Annotated in this window: 16 protein-coding genes; 9 read left to right on the forward strand and 7 right to left on the reverse strand. The window is 60.0% G+C overall.

Going from position 1 to position 16733, the window contains the following annotated elements; all coding sequences use genetic code 11:
* The first annotated feature begins 7 nt into the window (after nucleotides 1-7).
* Nucleotides 8-2191, forward strand: a complete 2184-nt coding sequence (locus NW822_RS08295; RefSeq protein WP_414404128.1) for an NAD-binding protein — start codon at nucleotides 8-10, stop codon at nucleotides 2189-2191.
* On the opposite strand, the gene NW822_RS08300 is transcribed toward NW822_RS08295, so the two are convergent.
* From NW822_RS08300 to accD, 3 genes are all read right to left on the reverse strand, one after another.
* On the reverse strand, nucleotides 2188-2886 hold the full coding sequence (locus NW822_RS08300; protein ID WP_414404129.1) for a class I SAM-dependent methyltransferase: 699 nt from the start codon (nucleotides 2884-2886) through the stop codon (nucleotides 2188-2190). The two genes, NW822_RS08295 and NW822_RS08300, sit on opposite strands and share 4 nt — an antisense overlap.
* Before the next feature lie 73 nt (nucleotides 2887-2959).
* On the reverse strand, nucleotides 2960-3334 hold the full coding sequence (locus tag NW822_RS08305; RefSeq protein ID WP_414362180.1) for an STAS domain-containing protein: 375 nt from the start codon (nucleotides 3332-3334) through the stop codon (nucleotides 2960-2962).
* Nucleotides 3335-3483: 149 nt separating this feature from the next.
* Nucleotides 3484-4446 carry an acetyl-CoA carboxylase, carboxyltransferase subunit beta gene (accD, locus tag NW822_RS08310; RefSeq protein WP_414362182.1) on the reverse strand — a complete coding sequence of 321 codons (963 nt, stop codon included), beginning with the start codon at nucleotides 4444-4446 and terminating at the stop codon, nucleotides 3484-3486.
* Between the two features lie 137 nt (nucleotides 4447-4583).
* Here accD and NW822_RS08315 point away from each other — a divergent pair, with 137 nt between their 5' ends.
* The 4 genes from NW822_RS08315 to NW822_RS08330 all read left to right on the forward strand — a co-directional run bounded on the left by NW822_RS08315 (nucleotide 4584) and on the right by NW822_RS08330 (nucleotide 7542).
* Nucleotides 4584-5456, forward strand: coding sequence for a tRNA (5-methylaminomethyl-2-thiouridine)(34)-methyltransferase MnmD (locus NW822_RS08315; protein WP_414404130.1), 873 nt, complete (start codon nucleotides 4584-4586; stop codon nucleotides 5454-5456).
* 122 nt (nucleotides 5457-5578) lie between these two features.
* The gene (locus NW822_RS08320) at nucleotides 5579-6163 is read left to right on the forward strand and encodes a hemerythrin domain-containing protein (RefSeq protein ID WP_414404131.1); all 585 of its coding nucleotides are present in this window, start codon (nucleotides 5579-5581) and stop codon (nucleotides 6161-6163) included.
* Nucleotides 6164-6376: 213 nt separating this feature from the next.
* Entirely contained in the window at nucleotides 6377-6583 is a 207-nt protein-coding gene (locus NW822_RS08325; RefSeq protein WP_414404132.1) for a hypothetical protein, read from the forward strand.
* Nucleotides 6584-6879: 296 nt separating this feature from the next.
* Nucleotides 6880-7542, forward strand: a complete 663-nt coding sequence (locus NW822_RS08330; RefSeq protein WP_414404133.1) for a hypothetical protein — start codon at nucleotides 6880-6882, stop codon at nucleotides 7540-7542.
* A gap of 1 nt (nucleotide 7543) precedes the next feature.
* Here NW822_RS08330 and gcvP read toward each other — a convergent pair whose 3' ends face one another.
* The gene (gene gcvP / locus NW822_RS08335; protein WP_414404134.1) at nucleotides 7544-10480 is read right to left on the reverse strand and encodes an aminomethyl-transferring glycine dehydrogenase; all 2937 of its coding nucleotides are present in this window, start codon (nucleotides 10478-10480) and stop codon (nucleotides 7544-7546) included.
* A 214-nt stretch (nucleotides 10481-10694) separates the two neighbouring features.
* On the opposite strand from gcvP, the gene psbU reads away from it, so the two are divergent.
* The 4 genes from psbU (at nucleotide 10695) to NW822_RS08355 (ending at nucleotide 14231) form a co-directional block, all read left to right on the forward strand.
* Nucleotides 10695-11057 (forward strand): photosystem II complex extrinsic protein PsbU, encoded by a 363-nt coding sequence (gene psbU / locus NW822_RS08340; RefSeq protein ID WP_414404135.1) that lies wholly within the window; start codon nucleotides 10695-10697, stop codon nucleotides 11055-11057.
* Between the two features lie 435 nt (nucleotides 11058-11492).
* The gene (gene csaB, locus NW822_RS08345; protein WP_414404136.1) at nucleotides 11493-12587 is read left to right on the forward strand and encodes a polysaccharide pyruvyl transferase CsaB; all 1095 of its coding nucleotides are present in this window, start codon (nucleotides 11493-11495) and stop codon (nucleotides 12585-12587) included.
* 169 nt (nucleotides 12588-12756) lie between these two features.
* A complete protein-coding gene (locus NW822_RS08350) occupies nucleotides 12757-13341 on the forward strand; it encodes a type II CAAX prenyl endopeptidase Rce1 family protein (protein WP_414404137.1) in 585 nt (194 codons plus the stop codon).
* Nucleotides 13342-13406: 65 nt separating this feature from the next.
* Nucleotides 13407-14231 carry an alpha/beta hydrolase gene (locus tag NW822_RS08355; RefSeq protein WP_414404138.1) on the forward strand — a complete coding sequence of 275 codons (825 nt, stop codon included), beginning with the start codon at nucleotides 13407-13409 and terminating at the stop codon, nucleotides 14229-14231.
* A 76-nt stretch (nucleotides 14232-14307) separates the two neighbouring features.
* Here the strand turns inward: NW822_RS08355 and NW822_RS08360 are convergent, their stop codons facing one another.
* The 3 genes from NW822_RS08360 to NW822_RS08370 all read right to left on the reverse strand — a co-directional run bounded on the left by NW822_RS08360 (nucleotide 14308) and on the right by NW822_RS08370 (nucleotide 16731).
* Nucleotides 14308-14964, reverse strand: a complete 657-nt coding sequence (locus NW822_RS08360) for a hypothetical protein (RefSeq protein ID WP_414404139.1) — start codon at nucleotides 14962-14964, stop codon at nucleotides 14308-14310.
* A gap of 7 nt (nucleotides 14965-14971) precedes the next feature.
* Nucleotides 14972-16324 carry an RNA-guided endonuclease InsQ/TnpB family protein gene (locus tag NW822_RS08365; protein ID WP_414404140.1) on the reverse strand — a complete coding sequence of 451 codons (1353 nt, stop codon included), beginning with the start codon at nucleotides 16322-16324 and terminating at the stop codon, nucleotides 14972-14974.
* Nucleotides 16325-16560: 236 nt separating this feature from the next.
* Entirely contained in the window at nucleotides 16561-16731 is a 171-nt protein-coding gene (locus tag NW822_RS08370) for a hypothetical protein (protein ID WP_414404141.1), read from the reverse strand.
* Nucleotides 16732-16733 lie beyond the last annotated feature (2 nt).

Here is a 16733-nt window from a genome sequence, read left to right on the forward strand (position 1 = left end):
AGAGGGTATGGCTGGCTCTCTTTCCCAAACGCCAAGTGTGTACCTACAAGACAATGGCTGCCCCCTAGGTGCCTCCGTTCTACTCTGTGGCTACAACGATTTGGCAGAGTTGACGCTAGAGATTCTAGAAGAATTTGGACAGCGGGCAGTGGTGGTGGCTCCCTGCCCGCCGCCCTCTCGGAAAGGGGGATGGCAATACCTGCAGGGGGATCCGCACCGGGCGGAAGTGTTGCGCCAGGCGGGGATTGAGCAGATTAAGGTGGCCTTGCTTTTGGAGGACAACGACCAAGCCAACTTCGAGCTGGCCCTCTTGATTCGAGATCTCAACCCGCAGGCGCGTATTGTCTCTCGTCTGTTTAACCCTAGCCTTGCCCGCTACTTGGACTCAATTTTGCCGCAGCATTTTTCCCTCTCAGTTGCCGGCTTAGCGGCCCCTGCCTTCGCCCTCAAGGCCGTCTCGGACGAATTTGTTGGCTACTTCGAGCTGCCTCAGCTAGAGGCTCAGCCGGCTACGCTGCCACCGGAGCTGGCGGATCCGGTCCACTTTGGTGCTGAGCAAGAGACCACCCTCTGGAACGTGGTGGAGCTGACCATTGGCTACAACTCCCGTCTGCTGCACATGCCCCTTGAGGAACTGGAAGAAACTTTCCGGGCGCGGGTGCTGTTTCACTACCCTGGAGATGGACTGTCCAACTTTTCCGAGTCTCGGGTTTTCGAGGATTTCGACCCCAAGGCAGAGCTGCTGGAGGGGGATCGCATTTTGGTCGTCTGCGACCCGCGGGCCTATTTGCAACTGTTGGAGCGCAACGGGCGGCGAGGTTCTTCGCGGGCGCAGCGCTGGGCTCATGCGAAAAACCAAAAACGGGGGCAGCGACGCCAATCCCCCAGCTGGGAATCTTTTTTGTCTTGGCTAGACAAGGGACTGCGGCAGCTGCTCCAGGTCAAGCCCCTCGTCCGCACCCTCGTCTTCACCCTAGGAGGAATGCTGGTGCTGGGGGTGATCAACTTCAGGAGGATTGGCAAGCCGGTCGTCGACGCGCTGCTGCTGACCATTGTGGTGCTGACGGGGGGCTACGGAGATATCGAAGCTTTTCAGCAAGCGGAGACCCCTCTAGGGGTGAAGGTGGTGGCGGTGGCCATGACCTTGGTGGGGGCTGCTCTGGTGGGGTTAATCTACGGATTGGTGACCGACAAGTTGGTGAGCAGCCGCTTTGGGCTGGGTGGGGCCGCCCGCATGCCCAAAGCGGATCACGTGGTGATCGCGGGGTTGGGACGGCTGAGCTACTTGGTGCTGCAATTGTTGCGGCAGATGGGCTATGAGGTGGTGGTGGTAGAGCCCGACAGCGACAATCCCCTGCTGAAGGCCGCGGAACGGGAGGGGGCGGTGGTGATCCGAGGCAACTACGCCTTGGCCAGCACGCTGCACCAGGCCCGCATCCAAAGCAGCCGCTCTTTGATCTGCACGACGCCTGACGATCTCACCAACCTCGAGACCGCCCTGACCGCCCACAGCCTGCAACCTGGGATCCGCACCATTTTGCGGGTCACGGATCCTGCGCTGGCGGCGCGGATGCAGCGGCATCTGCAGACGCTGGGAACCAGCTACAGCACCACGGCCCTGGGGGCGCGGGCTTTTGCTACGGCAGCGTTGGTGGGATCCGTTTACGGCACCTTGACTTGGGACGGGAAAACGCTGCTGGTGACGCTGCTGGAGGTCTCGGCCCATGACCCTTACCTGGGGCTATCCCTACGGCAACTGGCCCAGGATTACGACCTGGCGATCTTGCTGCATCACTCCCGGCCGGGCCGGCCCTGTGTTTTTCCCAAGATCTGGCAGAAAGAGGGCGAGACCCTGTTGAAGCGGGGGGATCGCCTATACGTGATGGGGACGGTGGGATCCCTGCTTCGCCTGGCCCAGGGACGCCCCCTGCCGCCGGAACTCTATCAAGTGCGGCTTTTGGAATACCGCAACCCCTACTTTGAAGACGAGATCCTCTCCACCTTATCGTTTTATGCGGGGCTGCCCAAGACGGCCCTGAAGCCGCTGTTGCGCTGCCTGCCGGCGGTGGTGAGCCCCCCTCTCCCCCGCGACAAGGCCATTAAGTTGGCCCGCCAACTGCGCAAGATGAACACCGAGGTGGAGGTGTTTGCCCAGGCACAGGCCGAGCGGCGGATCCCTGAAGTCCTCTAGGGCTTTTCCGCCACAAGTCGCACAAAGCGATTCTTCCCGTAGAGCTCTTGCGCCACCACTCTCAAGCCAACCTTCTCCAACAGCCAGGCTAGGTCCTCAGCGCTGAAGCGGTTGTGCTCGTAGAAGTGGGTAAACTGATCCACCAAGGTGTCTAGGGGTGTTTCCGGCTGAAACAGTTGGGCTTCTGTGGCAGCATCGAAGTAGAGACTAAGCGGGGCGCGCACCCAGTCCACTAGCAAAAACCGTCCTCCTGGCTTGAGCAGGCGTCGCACCGCTTGCAACAGGCGCACCGGCTGCACCATCTCGTGGATCACCACCACTGCCTGGGCTGCATCAACGCTGCCATCTGGCAGGGGCAAGTGGGGATCGTGCAGGTCGTCCTGCAGCAGGTGGATGCCAGGGATGTCTTTCAAGTCTGCCGCTGCCCGCTCCAACATGTAGGGCATTAAATCTACGCCAATGAAATGTCCGCCGGGGTAGCGCTGGGCCCACTGCCGGAGGACATACCCCGGCCCCGTTCCCAAATCCAGCAGGCAGGGCGCAGCGGGCAAGCAGGGCTCAACATGCTGCTGCCAAAACTGCCAAAAAGCCTCATTGAAGCGCCCAGGAGCGGTAGCCAGCATCTGCTCGCAAAAGCTAGGGCCACGGTGGTGCTGGTAAAGGAGCTGAAAGGTATCGAGGCCAGCTTGGGGCATGGCTAAGCCTCCTCAACGGATCCTGGGAACAAAGTCAGAGGCGTAGGCAGGGCATCGCAGCAACTCAGTTGGCCTAGCGGGCGGCGGAAGCAGTGGAGAAATTGGCAACAGCCGTCTCCAGGTCGTCAAAACAGGTCAAGACCTTCTCCATTGAGGTGAGCCTGAGGACAAGGGCGACGCTTTCGGGAACGCAACAGAGGCTGAGGTTGCCACCGGCAGCCCGGCACTTGCGCAGGGCCGAGATCAGCACCCCTAGGCCAGAGCTATCCATAAAAGTAACTGCCGACATGTCAATCAACAGGTTGTGGTAGCCAAAATCCAAAACCTGCTGCAGCAACTGCCGCACTTCGGAAGCGGCCCTGGCGTCAAAGCGACCCTCCAGGGGCACAATCGCCAGTTCTTGCCCTTGCGGAGTTTTGGCAGTCCGGATGCGTAGCTTAAGATCCATTGTTTCTGGTCAAGACTTCATGCCCTACCTTAGCACTATCGGTTGCTGCCATGAACCCCTCAGCAGAAAATTCCCCTTCTGCCGCTTCTTTGGCAGGACAATTTCCAGCTGGCTGAGATTATCTGCCAAAGGGAAGGGGGAGCTGGCGACTACCCCGTAGAGAGGGATCCCACCTTGGCTTCCCATCTCAGATCCGGGCCGTCGGGCGTGGGAAGGGACATATGTAGGCGGGGACGGTGCATAGCAAGCAATTGGGCCAAGCGCTTGCGCAGTTCAGTCCGCGGCACGATTGCATCGATGAGCCCATGGGCTAGCAAGTACTCAGCCGTCTGGAAGCCCTCCGGGAGTTTGCCCTTGCCAATGGTTTGCTCGATAACATTGGGCCCGGCAAACCCTATCTGGGCGCCGGGTTCGGCCAGGATCAAGTCTCCCAGCATGGCAAAGCTGGCGGTCACTCCCCCATAGGTGGGATGGGTAAGCACGGAGATAAACAACTGCCCGGCTTCGCGGTGCCTTTGCAGAGCGGCTGCTGTTTTGGCCATCTGCATCAGGCTGAGGATCCCTTCCTGCATACGGGCTCCCCCCGAGGCCGAAAAAAGGATCAGGGGCAGGTGATCGCAGGTGGCGCGTTCGGTGAGACGGGTAATCTTCTCGCCTACAACCGAGCCCATGCTGCCGCCCATGAAGCGGAAATCCATGACGCCAATGGCCACCCTCATCCCTTCCAGAGTGCCCAGCCCGGTCAAGACGGCATCCTTGAGCTGGGTGCGCTCCTGGTAGGCGGCCAGGCGCTCGGCGTAGGGCTTTTGGTCAAAAAAATGCAGCGGATCGGTGGGGGCCAGGTGCTCGTCGAGGGGCTGCCAGGAGCCGGGATCCAAAAGCTGCTCCAGCCGCTGCGGGGCTGTGATGCGATGGTGGTAGCCACAGCTAGGGCAGACCTGCCAGTTCTGCTGCAGATCCTTGGTGTAGGTGAGCGCATCACAAGCTGGACACTTCTGCCACAGGCCGTCGGCAATCTCTCGCACTTGCCGCTCTTTGTCAAAGGGGCTGCTGCCTGTCAAGTTGAGAGAAGTCTGTTTGCGCCGCTCGGCAAACCAATCCAGTAAAGACATAGCCGCTGAGGTACCCCCCTAGCTAGGGATGGCCAGAGCTGAATCTACAAGCCCTGCCGGTGAGCCGCGAAACTCATCTTAACGTTCTCAAGCTATCAAAGAATCGCCAAGCTGGAAATAGAGACTTGCAGTAGACCATGACCGCAGAAACCCAGTGGCAGGTGCTGACCACAGGGGATGGATCCCTGACTTTTTTCTCCCAGGAGTTCGGGCAGGCTTTTCACAACCTCAGCGGCGCTGCCCAGGAGGCACTGGAGAAGTTCGTCCGCCCTTGCCGGCTGGATCGGCTGCCGTTGGAGCGGGATCCGGAGGATCCTATTTGCCTTTTGGATATTTGCTTTGGCCTTGGCTACAACTCCGGCCTAGCCTTGGAGACAATCTGGCAGGTGCGGCCCAATTGCCGTGTGGAAGTCATTGGCCTAGAGCGATCCCCAGAGGTGCCCCGCCAGGCCTGGCAGGTGGGGGTGGGATCCACTTGGAGCTTTAGCCAGGAGTGGCAACGTTTTATCCACGAGGGATCCTGGCAATCACCGCGCTGGCGCGGAAGGCTGCTGTGGGGAGATGCCCGCCAAACTCTGTTGCAGGTGCCGCTGGGATGGGCGGATGCGGTGTTTTTGGATCCCTTCTCCCCTTCCGTTTGCCCAGAGCTGTGGACGGTGGACTTTTTGCGGGCAGTGGCGGCGCGAATGCGCCCCGGCGGGATTCTGGCCACCTATTCCTGTGCGGCAGCAGTGCGGGCAGCTCTGCTGGAGGCAGGCCTGTTTATCGGCTCGACACCACCGGTGGGTCGCCCCTGGCCAGGCACGGTGGCCTCACCTCAACCGGATCACCTGCCGCCCCTCTCCCCCGTCGAGTGGGAGCACCTGAAAACCCGCGCCGCGGTGCCCTACCGGGATCCCACCTTGCGAGGGGATAGAGCCCAGATTCGGCTGCAGCGCCAGCAGGAACAGCAAACTTCACCCCTTGAGCCCACTTCCGCCTGGAAACGCCGCTGGCTTGTGCAAGCCTAGCAACCGGAGGGCAGCTTTTGCCGGGATTGCTGTTGGGGTGTAGCCAAGACACCTGCACCAGTCCCGTACCCTTACGCAAGCTGCCCTTTCTTGACAAAGTTAAGCTAGTCCGGTGAACTGCCATGTCTACACTGGTTGCCCTTTGGGCCGAGCAGCACCGTGTTATCCTGCAGCTCTTGGCTCGTCTCTCTCGGGCCTCGGAGTTGGATCTGGAGCAGCGGCGTCTCTGGGTGCAAAGGTTGCGGCAGCGCCTCTCCCGCCATATCCAACTGGAGCGCCACGCCCTCTACCCGCTGCTCAGGGCAGCCCTGGCGGCGGAGCCTCGGCTTAGCAGCCAGGTTGAGGGGTTGGAGCAGCGGATGCGGGATCAGATCCCGGAGCTGACCCGCTTTTTGCACCAGGCGGAGCGTGAGCCGCAGCAGTTGGATCCCTCTGCTGCCCTTCATTTTTATCAGCAGTTGCGGGCCCAGTTTGAGCAGGAAGAGAAGCTCTTGCATCCCCTCTTTGCCCAGCGTGTTTCTCCCGCCGCCGAGCAACAGCAGTTGCGCCTGTTCCGCAAGCGCCTGCAGGCCAGTGCCCCCAGTTCTGCTGCCGGTCGTCGCTCCGGTTTGGAGGAATGGGAGCGGCAGGCAGTGACTCGCCCTGTCTTGCCCCGCGAACGCCTTTGGCCCCCGCCAGGTAGCACGGCGTCGATGACCACCCCATAGCCGAGGACGGTCTTGTCATTGGATTCTGCCTTGGGTGGCCTTCAGGAGCGCCGGCGGGTTCGCAATGGCCAGAGCTGTCCGCCGGGGATCTGTGAGTGCCCATGTTTGGAGCAGATTCGCTGGCGGGATCCCCGGGCCCCTGCCCTCCTCATCCACGGATCGCCCCACCGCCCCCTGGCCTGCCCCTTTGCTTGACCAAGAGAAGTCACTGGGGTGGAAGTCCTCACCCGGCCCAACCTCGGCCTCTACACCCAGCCCCTCTCGTTTGTCGGCCTGCCGGTGCTGTCGGTGCCGCTGCGCGAGGGCGGATCCCTGCCCTTTGGCGTGCAACTGGTGGCTGCCCCCTACCAAGAGGCCAACCTGTTGCGGGCCGCCGCCCATCTGGAAGCGCTGGGGATCCCGGATGCGCGGCCTGCCTGAGCCAGCAGAAGCCCCCTTTTGAACTATATCTAGTGTTTCAATTTTGAATCTTTTGCTCCAGACGCTAAATGTGTGATCCCCTCGATGGGAGTAAAAATGTGCTACTCTTAAGGGCCGTTTTTGCCAGAGAGTTTGAATCCTGCCGGGGCAGGACGTGAGCTGCTTGCCTAGAGAGAGGAAAATCTTAAAGTAAAATTAATCCCCCAGTTGTTGTAGCGAATCACCTCTTTTCCGAGTTGGGTCGATAGAATGAACGGCATAAAATAGACACGGTACCCCCACCTGGACTCTATATCATGGATCACCCCACTTCTCTGGCCCAGCGCTACATGGAGGTATGCAAGGCTTACCTTGCGCTCAACGAAGCCTTTGCCAAATTGGATTACTCCTACAGCCGCCTGCAGGAGAGCTTCAGGGAAATTCTCGGCCTAGCCAAGAAGGCTTTGGTTCAACTGCCTATTCTACGACAGCAGGTCGAACAGTTACAGCAGTGCGTCGAACAGAGGGATCGCTTGATTTGTTCCCTGCGAGAAGAACTGCAGGAGAAAGAAGCTCGACTATTGGAACAGGTGAGTCGCGTCACCAGTTTGGAGGATGAATTGGCAAGCTTAACAGAACGGCTGAACCAAGCAGAGGCAGCCCACCAAGCGTTGGAGGCCCGCAACCGTGAGCTGGAAGCAGCTCTGGGAGAGCGAGATCGGCAAATGGATAGCCTGCAAAGGCGGTTGGCGGAATTGGAGCAAGAGAACGCCTCGCTGAAGGCGCAACTGTCTCCGGTGGCTGACCTGCTTACCGGGGACTCAATAAATCTCCTGCAAGAAACGGAGAGGGCTGTTGAGGCCGATAAGGAGGTGCTGCCGCAGGTGCTGGCTTCGCTGCCAGAGACTGAGCGCCTTGTGCAAGAGGCCAAGCAGCTCAGTCCCTCTTCCTCAGAGCTGGACCAGCCGCAGGCAGCTTAATTCAGCCTTCCAGCCAAGGTTGACAACTGCACACCAGGTGACGATCTCCGTAGGCGTTGTCGATGCGGCTGACACTGGGCCAGAACTTGCGCTCCTTGACCCACGGGAGGGGATAGGCGGCTAGGGAGCGAGGGTAGGGGCGATCCCAGTGATCGGCGGCCACTACCTCGGCGGTGTGGGGGGCAAGTTTAAGGGGATTGCGCACGGGATCCATCTCGCCCCGCTCAATGGCAGCAATCTCCTGGCGAATGGCAATCATTGCCTCACAGAAGCGATCCAGCTCTTCTAGGGATTCGCTCTCGGTGGGCTCCACCATCAGTGTCCCCGGCACTGGCCAGGAGATGGTGGGGGCGTGGAAGCCGTAGTCCATTAGCCGCTTGGCTACATCCTCAACCTCAATGCCGACGCTTTTCTTGAGGGGGCGCAGGTCCAGGATGCACTCGTGGGCCACCCATCCCCCCGGCCCTTTGTAGAGCACCGGGTAGTAGGGATCCAACCGCCTGGCGATGTAATTGGCATTGAGGAGGGCCACCTGGGTAGCTAGGGTAAGGCCGGCGGATCCCATGAGGCGGATGTAGGCCCAGGCAATGGGCAGGATGCTGGCACTGCCCCAGGGGGCGGCGCTAACCGGGCCGTTGCAGCCAGGCAAAAAGGGGTGGCCGGGCAAATAGGGCAGGAGATGACGGGCAACGGCAATGGGCCCCACCCCTGGCCCGCCCCCGCCGTGGGGGATGCAGAAGGTCTTGTGCAGGTTGAGGTGGCAGACATCAGCCCCTAACTCCGCCGGACGGCAGAGGCCCACCTGGGCGTTGAGGTTGGCCCCATCCATGTACACCTGCCCTCCGGCCTCGTGGATCATCTGGCAAATCTCGCGGATCCCTTCCTCAAACACCCCATGGGTGGAGGGGTAGGTAATCATCAGGGCAGCCAGGCGTTCCCGGTGCTGCTCCACCTTGGCCCGCAGGTCTTCGAGGTCGATGTTGCCGGCCCTGTCGCAGGCCACGCTCACCACCTGCATCCCGGCCATGACAGCGCTGGCGGGGTTGGTGCCATGGGCAGAGGTGGGGATCAGGCATACCTGGCGCTGGCTTTCCCCGCGGGCCTGGTGGTAGCGACGAATGGCCAGCAAGCCGGCATATTCCCCCTGGGATCCAGCGTTGGGCTGGAGGGAGACGCCGGCAAAGCCGGTGATCTCCGCCAGCATTCGCTCCAACTGGGCAAAGAGGGTTTGATAGCCGCGAGCTTGTTCCAGGGGCACAAAAGGATGGAGCTGGGCAAACTCCGGCCAGGTCATCGGCAGCATTTCTGCCGTGGCATTCAGCTTCATGGTGCAGGAGCCCAAGGGGATCATGGAGTGGACAAGGGAGAGATCCCGGCTCTGCAGGCGGTGGATATAGCGCAGCAGCTCCGTTTCCGAGTGGTAGCGGTTAAACACCGGATGGGTGAGGTAGGGGGTGGTGCGCAAGAGCTGAGGCGGCAAGCTTTGGTGGGGATCCGAACTCAGGCCCTCGGGATCCCAGGCTGGCTCCCTGGAGCCGGCGAAGATTCCCCAGAGATCCCGCAGATCTTGAGAGGTGGTGGCCTCGTCCAGGCTGATCCCTAGAGTTGTCTCGTCGATCCGCCGCAGGTTGATGCGCCGCTGGGCGGCCCGCTCTTGGATCTGCTGCACCTGCTCTGGAGAGGCTGCCCTTACCCAAAAGGTGTCGAAGAAATACTCTGGCCCCACTCTGTAGCCCAGGCCCTGGATCCCGGCGGCCAGGTGATGGGCCTGGCGATGGATGCGTTCGGCAATTTGCCGCAGGCCGCGCGGGCCGTGATAGACGGCATACATGGAGGCCACCACCGCCAAGAGCACCTGGGCGGTGCAGATGTTGCTGGTGGCCTTGTCGCGGCGGATGTGCTGCTCCCGCGTTTGCAGGGCTAGGCGCAGGGCCGGCCTGCCCTGGGCATCTTGGGAGATCCCCACTAGGCGCCCCGGCAGCAGCCGTTTGTGGGCCTCGCGAGTGGCAAAGTAGGCGGCGTGGGGGCCGCCGTAGCCCAGGGGCACCCCGAAGCGCTGAGTGGTTCCCACCACAATGTCCGCTCCCCACTCCCCTGGCGGTTGCAAGAGAGTCAGGCTGAGCAAGTCGGCGGCTACGGCCACCACCATCCCTCTTTGGTGAGCCTGCTCCACCAGGTCGCGGTAATCCCGGATCTCTCCATAGGTGTTGGGATACTGTAAGAGCACACCAAAGCCGTTCCCAAGCTCAAACTGGGAAGGATCGGCCACGCGCACCTGGATCCCCAAGGGTTCTGCCCGTGTCTGCACGACGGCAATGGTCTGGGGATGGCAGCCGCGATCCACCCAAAAAACTGGGGATTGCTTGCCCGCTAAGGTGTAGGCCAGGTTCATGGCTTCGGCAGCAGCAGTGGCTTCGTCCAGTAGGGAAGCATTGGCAATCTCCATCCCTGTTAGATCAATCACCATCGTCTGGAAATTGAGCAGGGCTTCTAGCCGCCCCTGGGCAATCTCCGCCTGATAGGGGGTGTAGGGGGTGTACCAGGCAGGGTTTTCCAGGATGTTGCGCTGAATTACCGGCGGCGTCAGGCAGTTGGAATAGCCCATGCCCAAAAAGGAGCGCCACACCTGGTTTTGGGACGCCATTGCCCTCAGCTCCGCCAACACTTGAGACTCAGGGCACGGGGATCCCAGTTGCAAGGGCCGGTTGCTGCGAATTGCTGCTGGCACTGCCTTTTCCACCAGCTCTCGGAGGGAGCCCAATCCCAAGGCCTGCAACATCTGGCGGATCTGCCGGGCATCCGGCCCGATGTGCCGCCAGACGAAGAGTTCCCGCTGCTCTAGCAGCTCTAGGTCGGGATCTGGGTCAGGGGGAGCTTGAAGAGCCTCCTGCCTAGAGGAGCGGAGGGAAGAAGGGTAGAGCTGGGCTAAGTCGGACATAGGACAAGCCAAACGCAAGGGCAAGTTAGCCAGTTGCAAGCGGACTGTTTCCCCATCATAGTTGTTAAAAATTATTTCTGCCGGTATCTCAACCCGAATTTGGGTCTCGATGCGAGGTAGCGAGGATGAGACACTAAATGGTCGGAAAACGTTAGCAACCTATCCCGTGAGCGCGGTTATGGCTGCTTTCAATCCCGTTTGCAGAGGTGGTACTATGCGTCGGCTGCTGTCTACCTGCTTGCCTGTCTTATTGATGCTTTGCCTGGGCTTGGCCTCGCTTGGGATCCCTGCTGCGGCGGCAGAGCTGCCGCCGGTAAAACACCTCGACACTCCGATTGACGTCAACAACACTATCCTGCGCAACTACCGCCAGTTGCCTGGTTTCTACCCCACTCTGGCCCGCATCCTGGTGAAAAACGCTCCTTACAAAAGCCTAGAGGACATGCTGAAGATCCCGGAGCTAACGGAGCAGCAAAAGGCGCTGATCAAGGCCAACGCGGAGAACTTCGTGTTTGGCGAGTATCGCGAAGGGGCTAGCCAGCTAGAAAACCGCATCAACCAGGGTTACTACGGCTGATTCCCGCATCCCATAGCCCAGGGCAATGTCTGCAAGTATCCCGCCTCCTTTGCCGGCTGGCTGCTGGGATCCCCCTCCACTTGACCCGGATCCCGCTCTCCCTTTTCCCATGACCAACTGCCGCCTCTAAGTTCACTAGTAGAGTTGGCTGGGGGGGGGAAGCTACCCCCCTAGATTTGGCAGGCAGAGGCAAGAGGAAGGCGGGCGATGCAACAGGGCTGGCACCAGAGGGCAGCCTCGCTAACTTCAAGTCCCCTGCAGCGCAAGCAGCTGGGGTCCTTGTCTCCTGGGAACTGGAAGCGCTGGCAACATCGTTATTGGAGCTTTTCCCAACTTTATCGGAGAGAGTGGGGAAATGCAGCGCTGATGGAGCTCCCCACGCAAGTGGTTCGAGGTGATCTCTCCCAGGCCAGCTTCTTTCAGTCAAGGGGGCTCATGAAGCAGCCACAGATTTTGGGGCCACAGATTTTGATCTGTGGCTACTACGGCTACGGCAATGCCGGCGACGAGGCCCTGTTGCTGGCTCTCTTGCAGCAGCTGCGGCAGTTGCCCAATCCCGTGCAGCCAGTGGTGCTTTCTCCCCGCCCTGAGGCAACGGCTGCCACCTATGGGGTGCTGGCCTGTCCGCGCTTTGACGGCTGGGCTTTGCGGCGCTATCTGGGGCAGTCTCAAGCTTTCATCTGGGGTGGGGGCAGCCTGCTACAGGATCGCACCAGTTGGCGCAGCCCGCTTTACTACCTGGGTCTAATGCTCTGGGCCCAGCGGCGGGGGCTGAAGACCTTGGCGTGGGCGCAAGGGATCGGGCCTTTGCAGCGGGGCTGGATCCGCGAGCTGGCCCGCCGGTCTCTAGCAGGTTGTACGGCCATCAGTGTGCGCGACGCCGTTGCCTCCCAATGGCTGCGAGATTGGGGGATCCCCCACCAGGTGGCCCCGGATCCGGTTTGGGGCCTGCCCGCCAAAACCCTGCTGGAGTGGGAAAGATGGCCTCAGCCCCGCATTGCCGTGGTCTTGCGGCAGCATCCCCAGCTCACTCCAGCGCGACTTGAGACTTTGGCGGAAGGCTTGAGGCGCCTCCAGGCTGCCACAGGGGCTTATCTGCTTTTGCTACCCTTCCAACTCGCTCCTCCCGGATCCCTGGACCTCGGCCCAGACTACCGCCTAGCGCAACAGCTGCAACAGCGCCTGCCCGGCCCCAGCCAGGTGTTGGAGATTCGGGATCCCTGTCTTTTAAAGGGGGTCTTCCGGGGGGTGAGATTGGCAATTGTGATGCGCTACCACGGCTTGGTGATGGCGGCGGCTGAGGGTTGTGCCTGCTTTGGCCTCAGCTACGATCCCAAAGTAAAAACGCTGCTCGGGGAATTGGGCATGCCCGGCTGGGATCTCGAGGCGATCCCAGAAGATCCTGAAGCCTTGTGCCAGGCTTGGCTGGCCTGCTATGCCGACGGGCCAGCCCTCAGCCCTGACCAAGTGGCTGTTTGGGTGGAGCGATCGGCCCAGCACGCCCAGTTGCTAAGGCAGCACTTGCCTTGAAAGGAGAGGGGGATCCCAAGCTCCTACCCCCTTGACCGAGACAAGGGCGGCGCAAACCCCGCTCTCTAGGACTGGGGAGAGCATCAACTGAGAGTCTTCCCCGCTGCCAGTGTGATTCGGGCAGCCGTTCTTGTCGGGATTCGCTCTACGCTGGGAATAGGCTCCTCCCATGAGTGCCAAGATGCAGCCCTGTACCCGCCAACAGATCCTGATCGGAATGGGCCTGACCAGCCTGATCCTGGCGCTTATTGCCGGTCTCTGGATCTGGCTGGGATCCCTCCGCGTGCCCTTCCGTTGGGATCCGCTGGCCGTCGCCTGGGGAGCGGCGCTGGGGCTGGGGGTGGCGCTGCTGAGCGGCGGGGCTTACTGGCTTTGGCCAGCCTATCGCCGGGTAGCTTCCGCCTACTTGCACCTGGTGGCGGATCCCTTGCAATGGGGAGACGTCTTCTGGGTGGGGGTGCTGCCGGGGTGGAGCGAGGAGTGGCTGTTTCGCGGCGTGCTGATGACAGCCCTGGTGGCCAGCCCCTTGGGGTGGACGGGCGGGATCCTCCTGAGCGGGCTCTTGTTTGGGGTTTTACACTGGCTAGAGTGGCAGGGTTGGCCCTATGCCGTCTGGGCCAGTGCCGTAGGTATTCTCCTAGGGATGGGCGTGTGGCTGTCGGGAAACCTGTTGGTAACCATCGTCGCTCATACTTTGGTTAACTGGATTGGAGTTTGCCTTTGGAAAGGTTCTGCCCTGCTAGCCAAATCCTAAGGCGCCCAACGTCGCTGCCCAATCCCTCCCAGCGGGAGAGAGGCCGGGGGTGAGGGGAAGGAGCAATGAGTAAGCCCTTTCTGGGACTGCGGCTGGGGCCATCCTTGCTGCTCATTGGCCTGGGGGTGTACGGCTACCTGCTCTGGCTGGGCTGGTTTCAATCGGAGCGGCTGATCTTTTTGCCCCGCCCCGCCAGCTACCAGGATGGGGACGCCATTCTCAAACTCACCACCGCCGATGGCCTGCAGATTTCAGCGGTCTACCTGCCCAATCCCGCAGCCACCTATACCCTCCTCTACAGCCACGGCAACGCTGAGGACTTGGGGGATATCCTGCCGCGCCTGAGGAAGCTGCAGCAGGGGGGGTTTAGCGTCTTGGCCTACGACTACCGCGGCTACGGCACCAGCGAAGGGATCCCTTCCGAGGCCGGTGCCTACAAAGACATTGAAGCGGCCTACGCTTACCTACGAGATCAGGGGATCCCGCCGGGGCGGATTCTGCTTTATGGACGCTCGGTGGGAGGTGGGCCCTCAGTTTACCTAGCAGCCCACAAGCCAGTGGGGGGCTTGATCCTGGAATCCACCTTTGTAACCGCTTTTCGCGTTTTGACCCGCATCCCGCTGCTGCCTTTTGATCGCTTCGACAACCTCAGCCGCATTGCCCAGATCAATTGCCCGCTGCTGATTTTGCACGGCACTCAGGATCGCTTGATCCCCTTCTGGCATGCCGAAGCCCTTTACCAAGCAGCACGGGATCCCAAGCGTTTGATCCCCATCGAGGGAGCCGATCACAACAATCTGCTACAGGTAGCCGGGGAGCGCTACCTACCCATCCTGCACCAATTTGTGGCCGAGCTGGTGGAGCCCAGCCCCTTCCTGGACACTCCGTAGATCCCGGCGGGTTTGAATAGCGCTAGCCTAACAGCCCTTCTGCTGCAAAGACGGAGATGGACAAGCGTGAGGATTTTTAAGTGACTTCCTGACTGACCAGTTCTTGCAGCAGCTTCCGCGCCGTTCCCATATAGCGCAGTACGTCGGGATGATGGCTCCAGATCGGGTCGCTTTCGGGGAAAACCTCCAGAGAGAACATCCCTTGTACAGCTTGCAGGTAAGGCAGGAGGAAAGTGTAGCTAGCCGGGCTAAGACGAGAGTGCAAAGCCTCATCCAACAGCTCCAGCATCTGCCGCACCAGTTTCCACTCCACCTTCAGAGGGGGGTACAGCATCACGCAAAGGGGAAACAGCTCCTGCTGCACAGCCACCACGCTGCCTTCCAAGGCACAGAGGCCCAGGTACACCTGGAACATCTCCACATCGCGGATGCTGGAAATCCGCACCTCCAGATCCGTCAAGGGGCCGCTTTCGCAGCGATAGTCCGGGAAACGCTGAGCCACTTCGGCACAGATAAACTCCGCCACACTGGTTACGATGGGCAGCAGTTCCTGAACAGCCAGCAAAGAGGCAGAAGAAGTGCTATCGCCGGCGTGAACAGCGGCACCCTCGTACATCCTCTGCAGGGGCATGTACAGGTGGTCGTCCATGACCTTCAAGTAGGGGTGGAAGAGGCTGCGCTCCTGAGGGGATAGAGCTTGCAAGACCATCTGCCCCGTGTACTGGAATTGCATGCATGAACTACCCCACCGCGCAGGCGGGTGGGGTTTCCTCACCCGCTTGACAGCAGAGCTTTTGTCTCTTCTTCTGCCCTAGTTGCTTCATAGATCCCGTGTACCGGGTCTCTGAAGTAGAGCTGAAGCATCCAAGACTAACGAGGCTGGTTCCCAACCCCGGTTGCCTATTGAGGGCAACGTTGTACAGCACCATTACCGTCCCCCTGTCCCTCTCTATCGCAAAACCACAGGCAGGGCAGACATGGTAACGGTTACTCAGGTCTGCCCACTCCTTGTGAACAGCACCGCACTTGGGACAGCGCTGAGACGGCTTGAGGGTTTGTGTAGGAAGAAACAAGACCAGACCACCTTTCTGCTCAATCTTGTAGGTCAGCATTTGGTTCAGCGTACCAAACCCCACCGACAAAATAGACTTGTTTAGTCCGGCCTTACGCTTCTTCCCTTTACCCTCGGCTTTACGGGTCATGCCCCTAACGTTGAGTTTCTCGGTCACCCCGATGTCATAACGACGCGCAATCTCTGAGGTAACCTTGTGTTGCCAATCTCTACGCTGGCGAGCAACCTTGGCTTTGAGCTTAGCTTCCAGCCGGTTGATTTTCTTCCATCTCCTAGAAGCTTTCACTCCCTTCCCAGGAGCACGCTTCCGCCGCTTGAGCTTGGCGACCTTGCGAACTTTCTCCTCACTCCTCTGCGTAAACCGAGGATTAGCAACTTCATGGAACTCACTCCCGTCGTACAGAGTTATGGCGGTCTCGGTGCCCAAATCGTAGGCGACGATGGACTCATACTTCAAGTCTGACTGGGAACCAAACTTAGGCCGAGGTACTTCCACCTCTACGGTGAAGGAAGCATACCACTGCCGCAAAGTTGGTTTGTAGACAATAGTAAGCGTGGTAGGCTTCCCCCAGTTCTTTGCTTTGCCCCGCATCCTCAGGGTAATGCCCAAGTCCCTGAGAGTAACGGTGCCGTGCTTACCATTAGTATTGACCTTCCACCCCGTAGCGCTAGGATATGTCCAGCCGGAGTACCGCTTGATTGACTTGAACTTGGGCTTTTTGCTTAGCCCCTGAAAGAAGCGCTGATAGGCAAAATCTACCCGCTTGACTGTAGCTTGCAGAGACTGGGCGTTGAGCTGAGCAAACTCCGGCCAAGCTTTCTTGAACTCCGGCAAGATGTTTTGTTGCTCAAGGTAAGTAACCGTCCGACGGTTGCGCCGGTACTCATAGCGTCGGTGAGCAACACAAGCATTGTAGAGGTAACAGTGCAAACGGCGGGCATCCAACAAAGCCCGCTTTTGGGTTTTGTTGGGGTACAGCCGAAAGGTCTGCCGCCTGATTACCAGTCCAGTTTCAGTCACCTTTTGTGACTTAGTCGAAGCCACAGCAAGTGTAGCATCGAGAATGGCAGACCAAGAAGCGACGCTGACGCAGTTTTTAGAATTCACTTGCACGTAGTGTTTGTAACGAAATACTGGTCACTAAAGTGTATTGGGAAGGGCTAGGCTTTGGCATGATTTGCTCCCTAGAACCAGAATCAGTCAGAGGGTGCTATCCCTCCCCACCGTATAGACCGTGGGGAATTCCGCACCTTACGTTAAAAAGCCCAGCACCGCGGATCCTGTTCGCTGTAGCGGGCCCGCAGCTGGCCACAGAGCGGCGCGATCTTTACCGAAAAGCGGGCCGGCGAGAAGCCCTCCCCCCAACTTTCCGCTGCTTTTTCAAATAACTCGCGGGAGTCCTCGGCAATTTGCCAGGGATCGATCAAGT

It is taken from the genome of Synechococcus sp. H70.2, from assembly GCF_047462275.1.
In the GTDB taxonomy this organism is placed as follows: Bacteria; Cyanobacteriota; Cyanobacteriia; order Thermostichales; family Thermostichaceae; genus Thermostichus.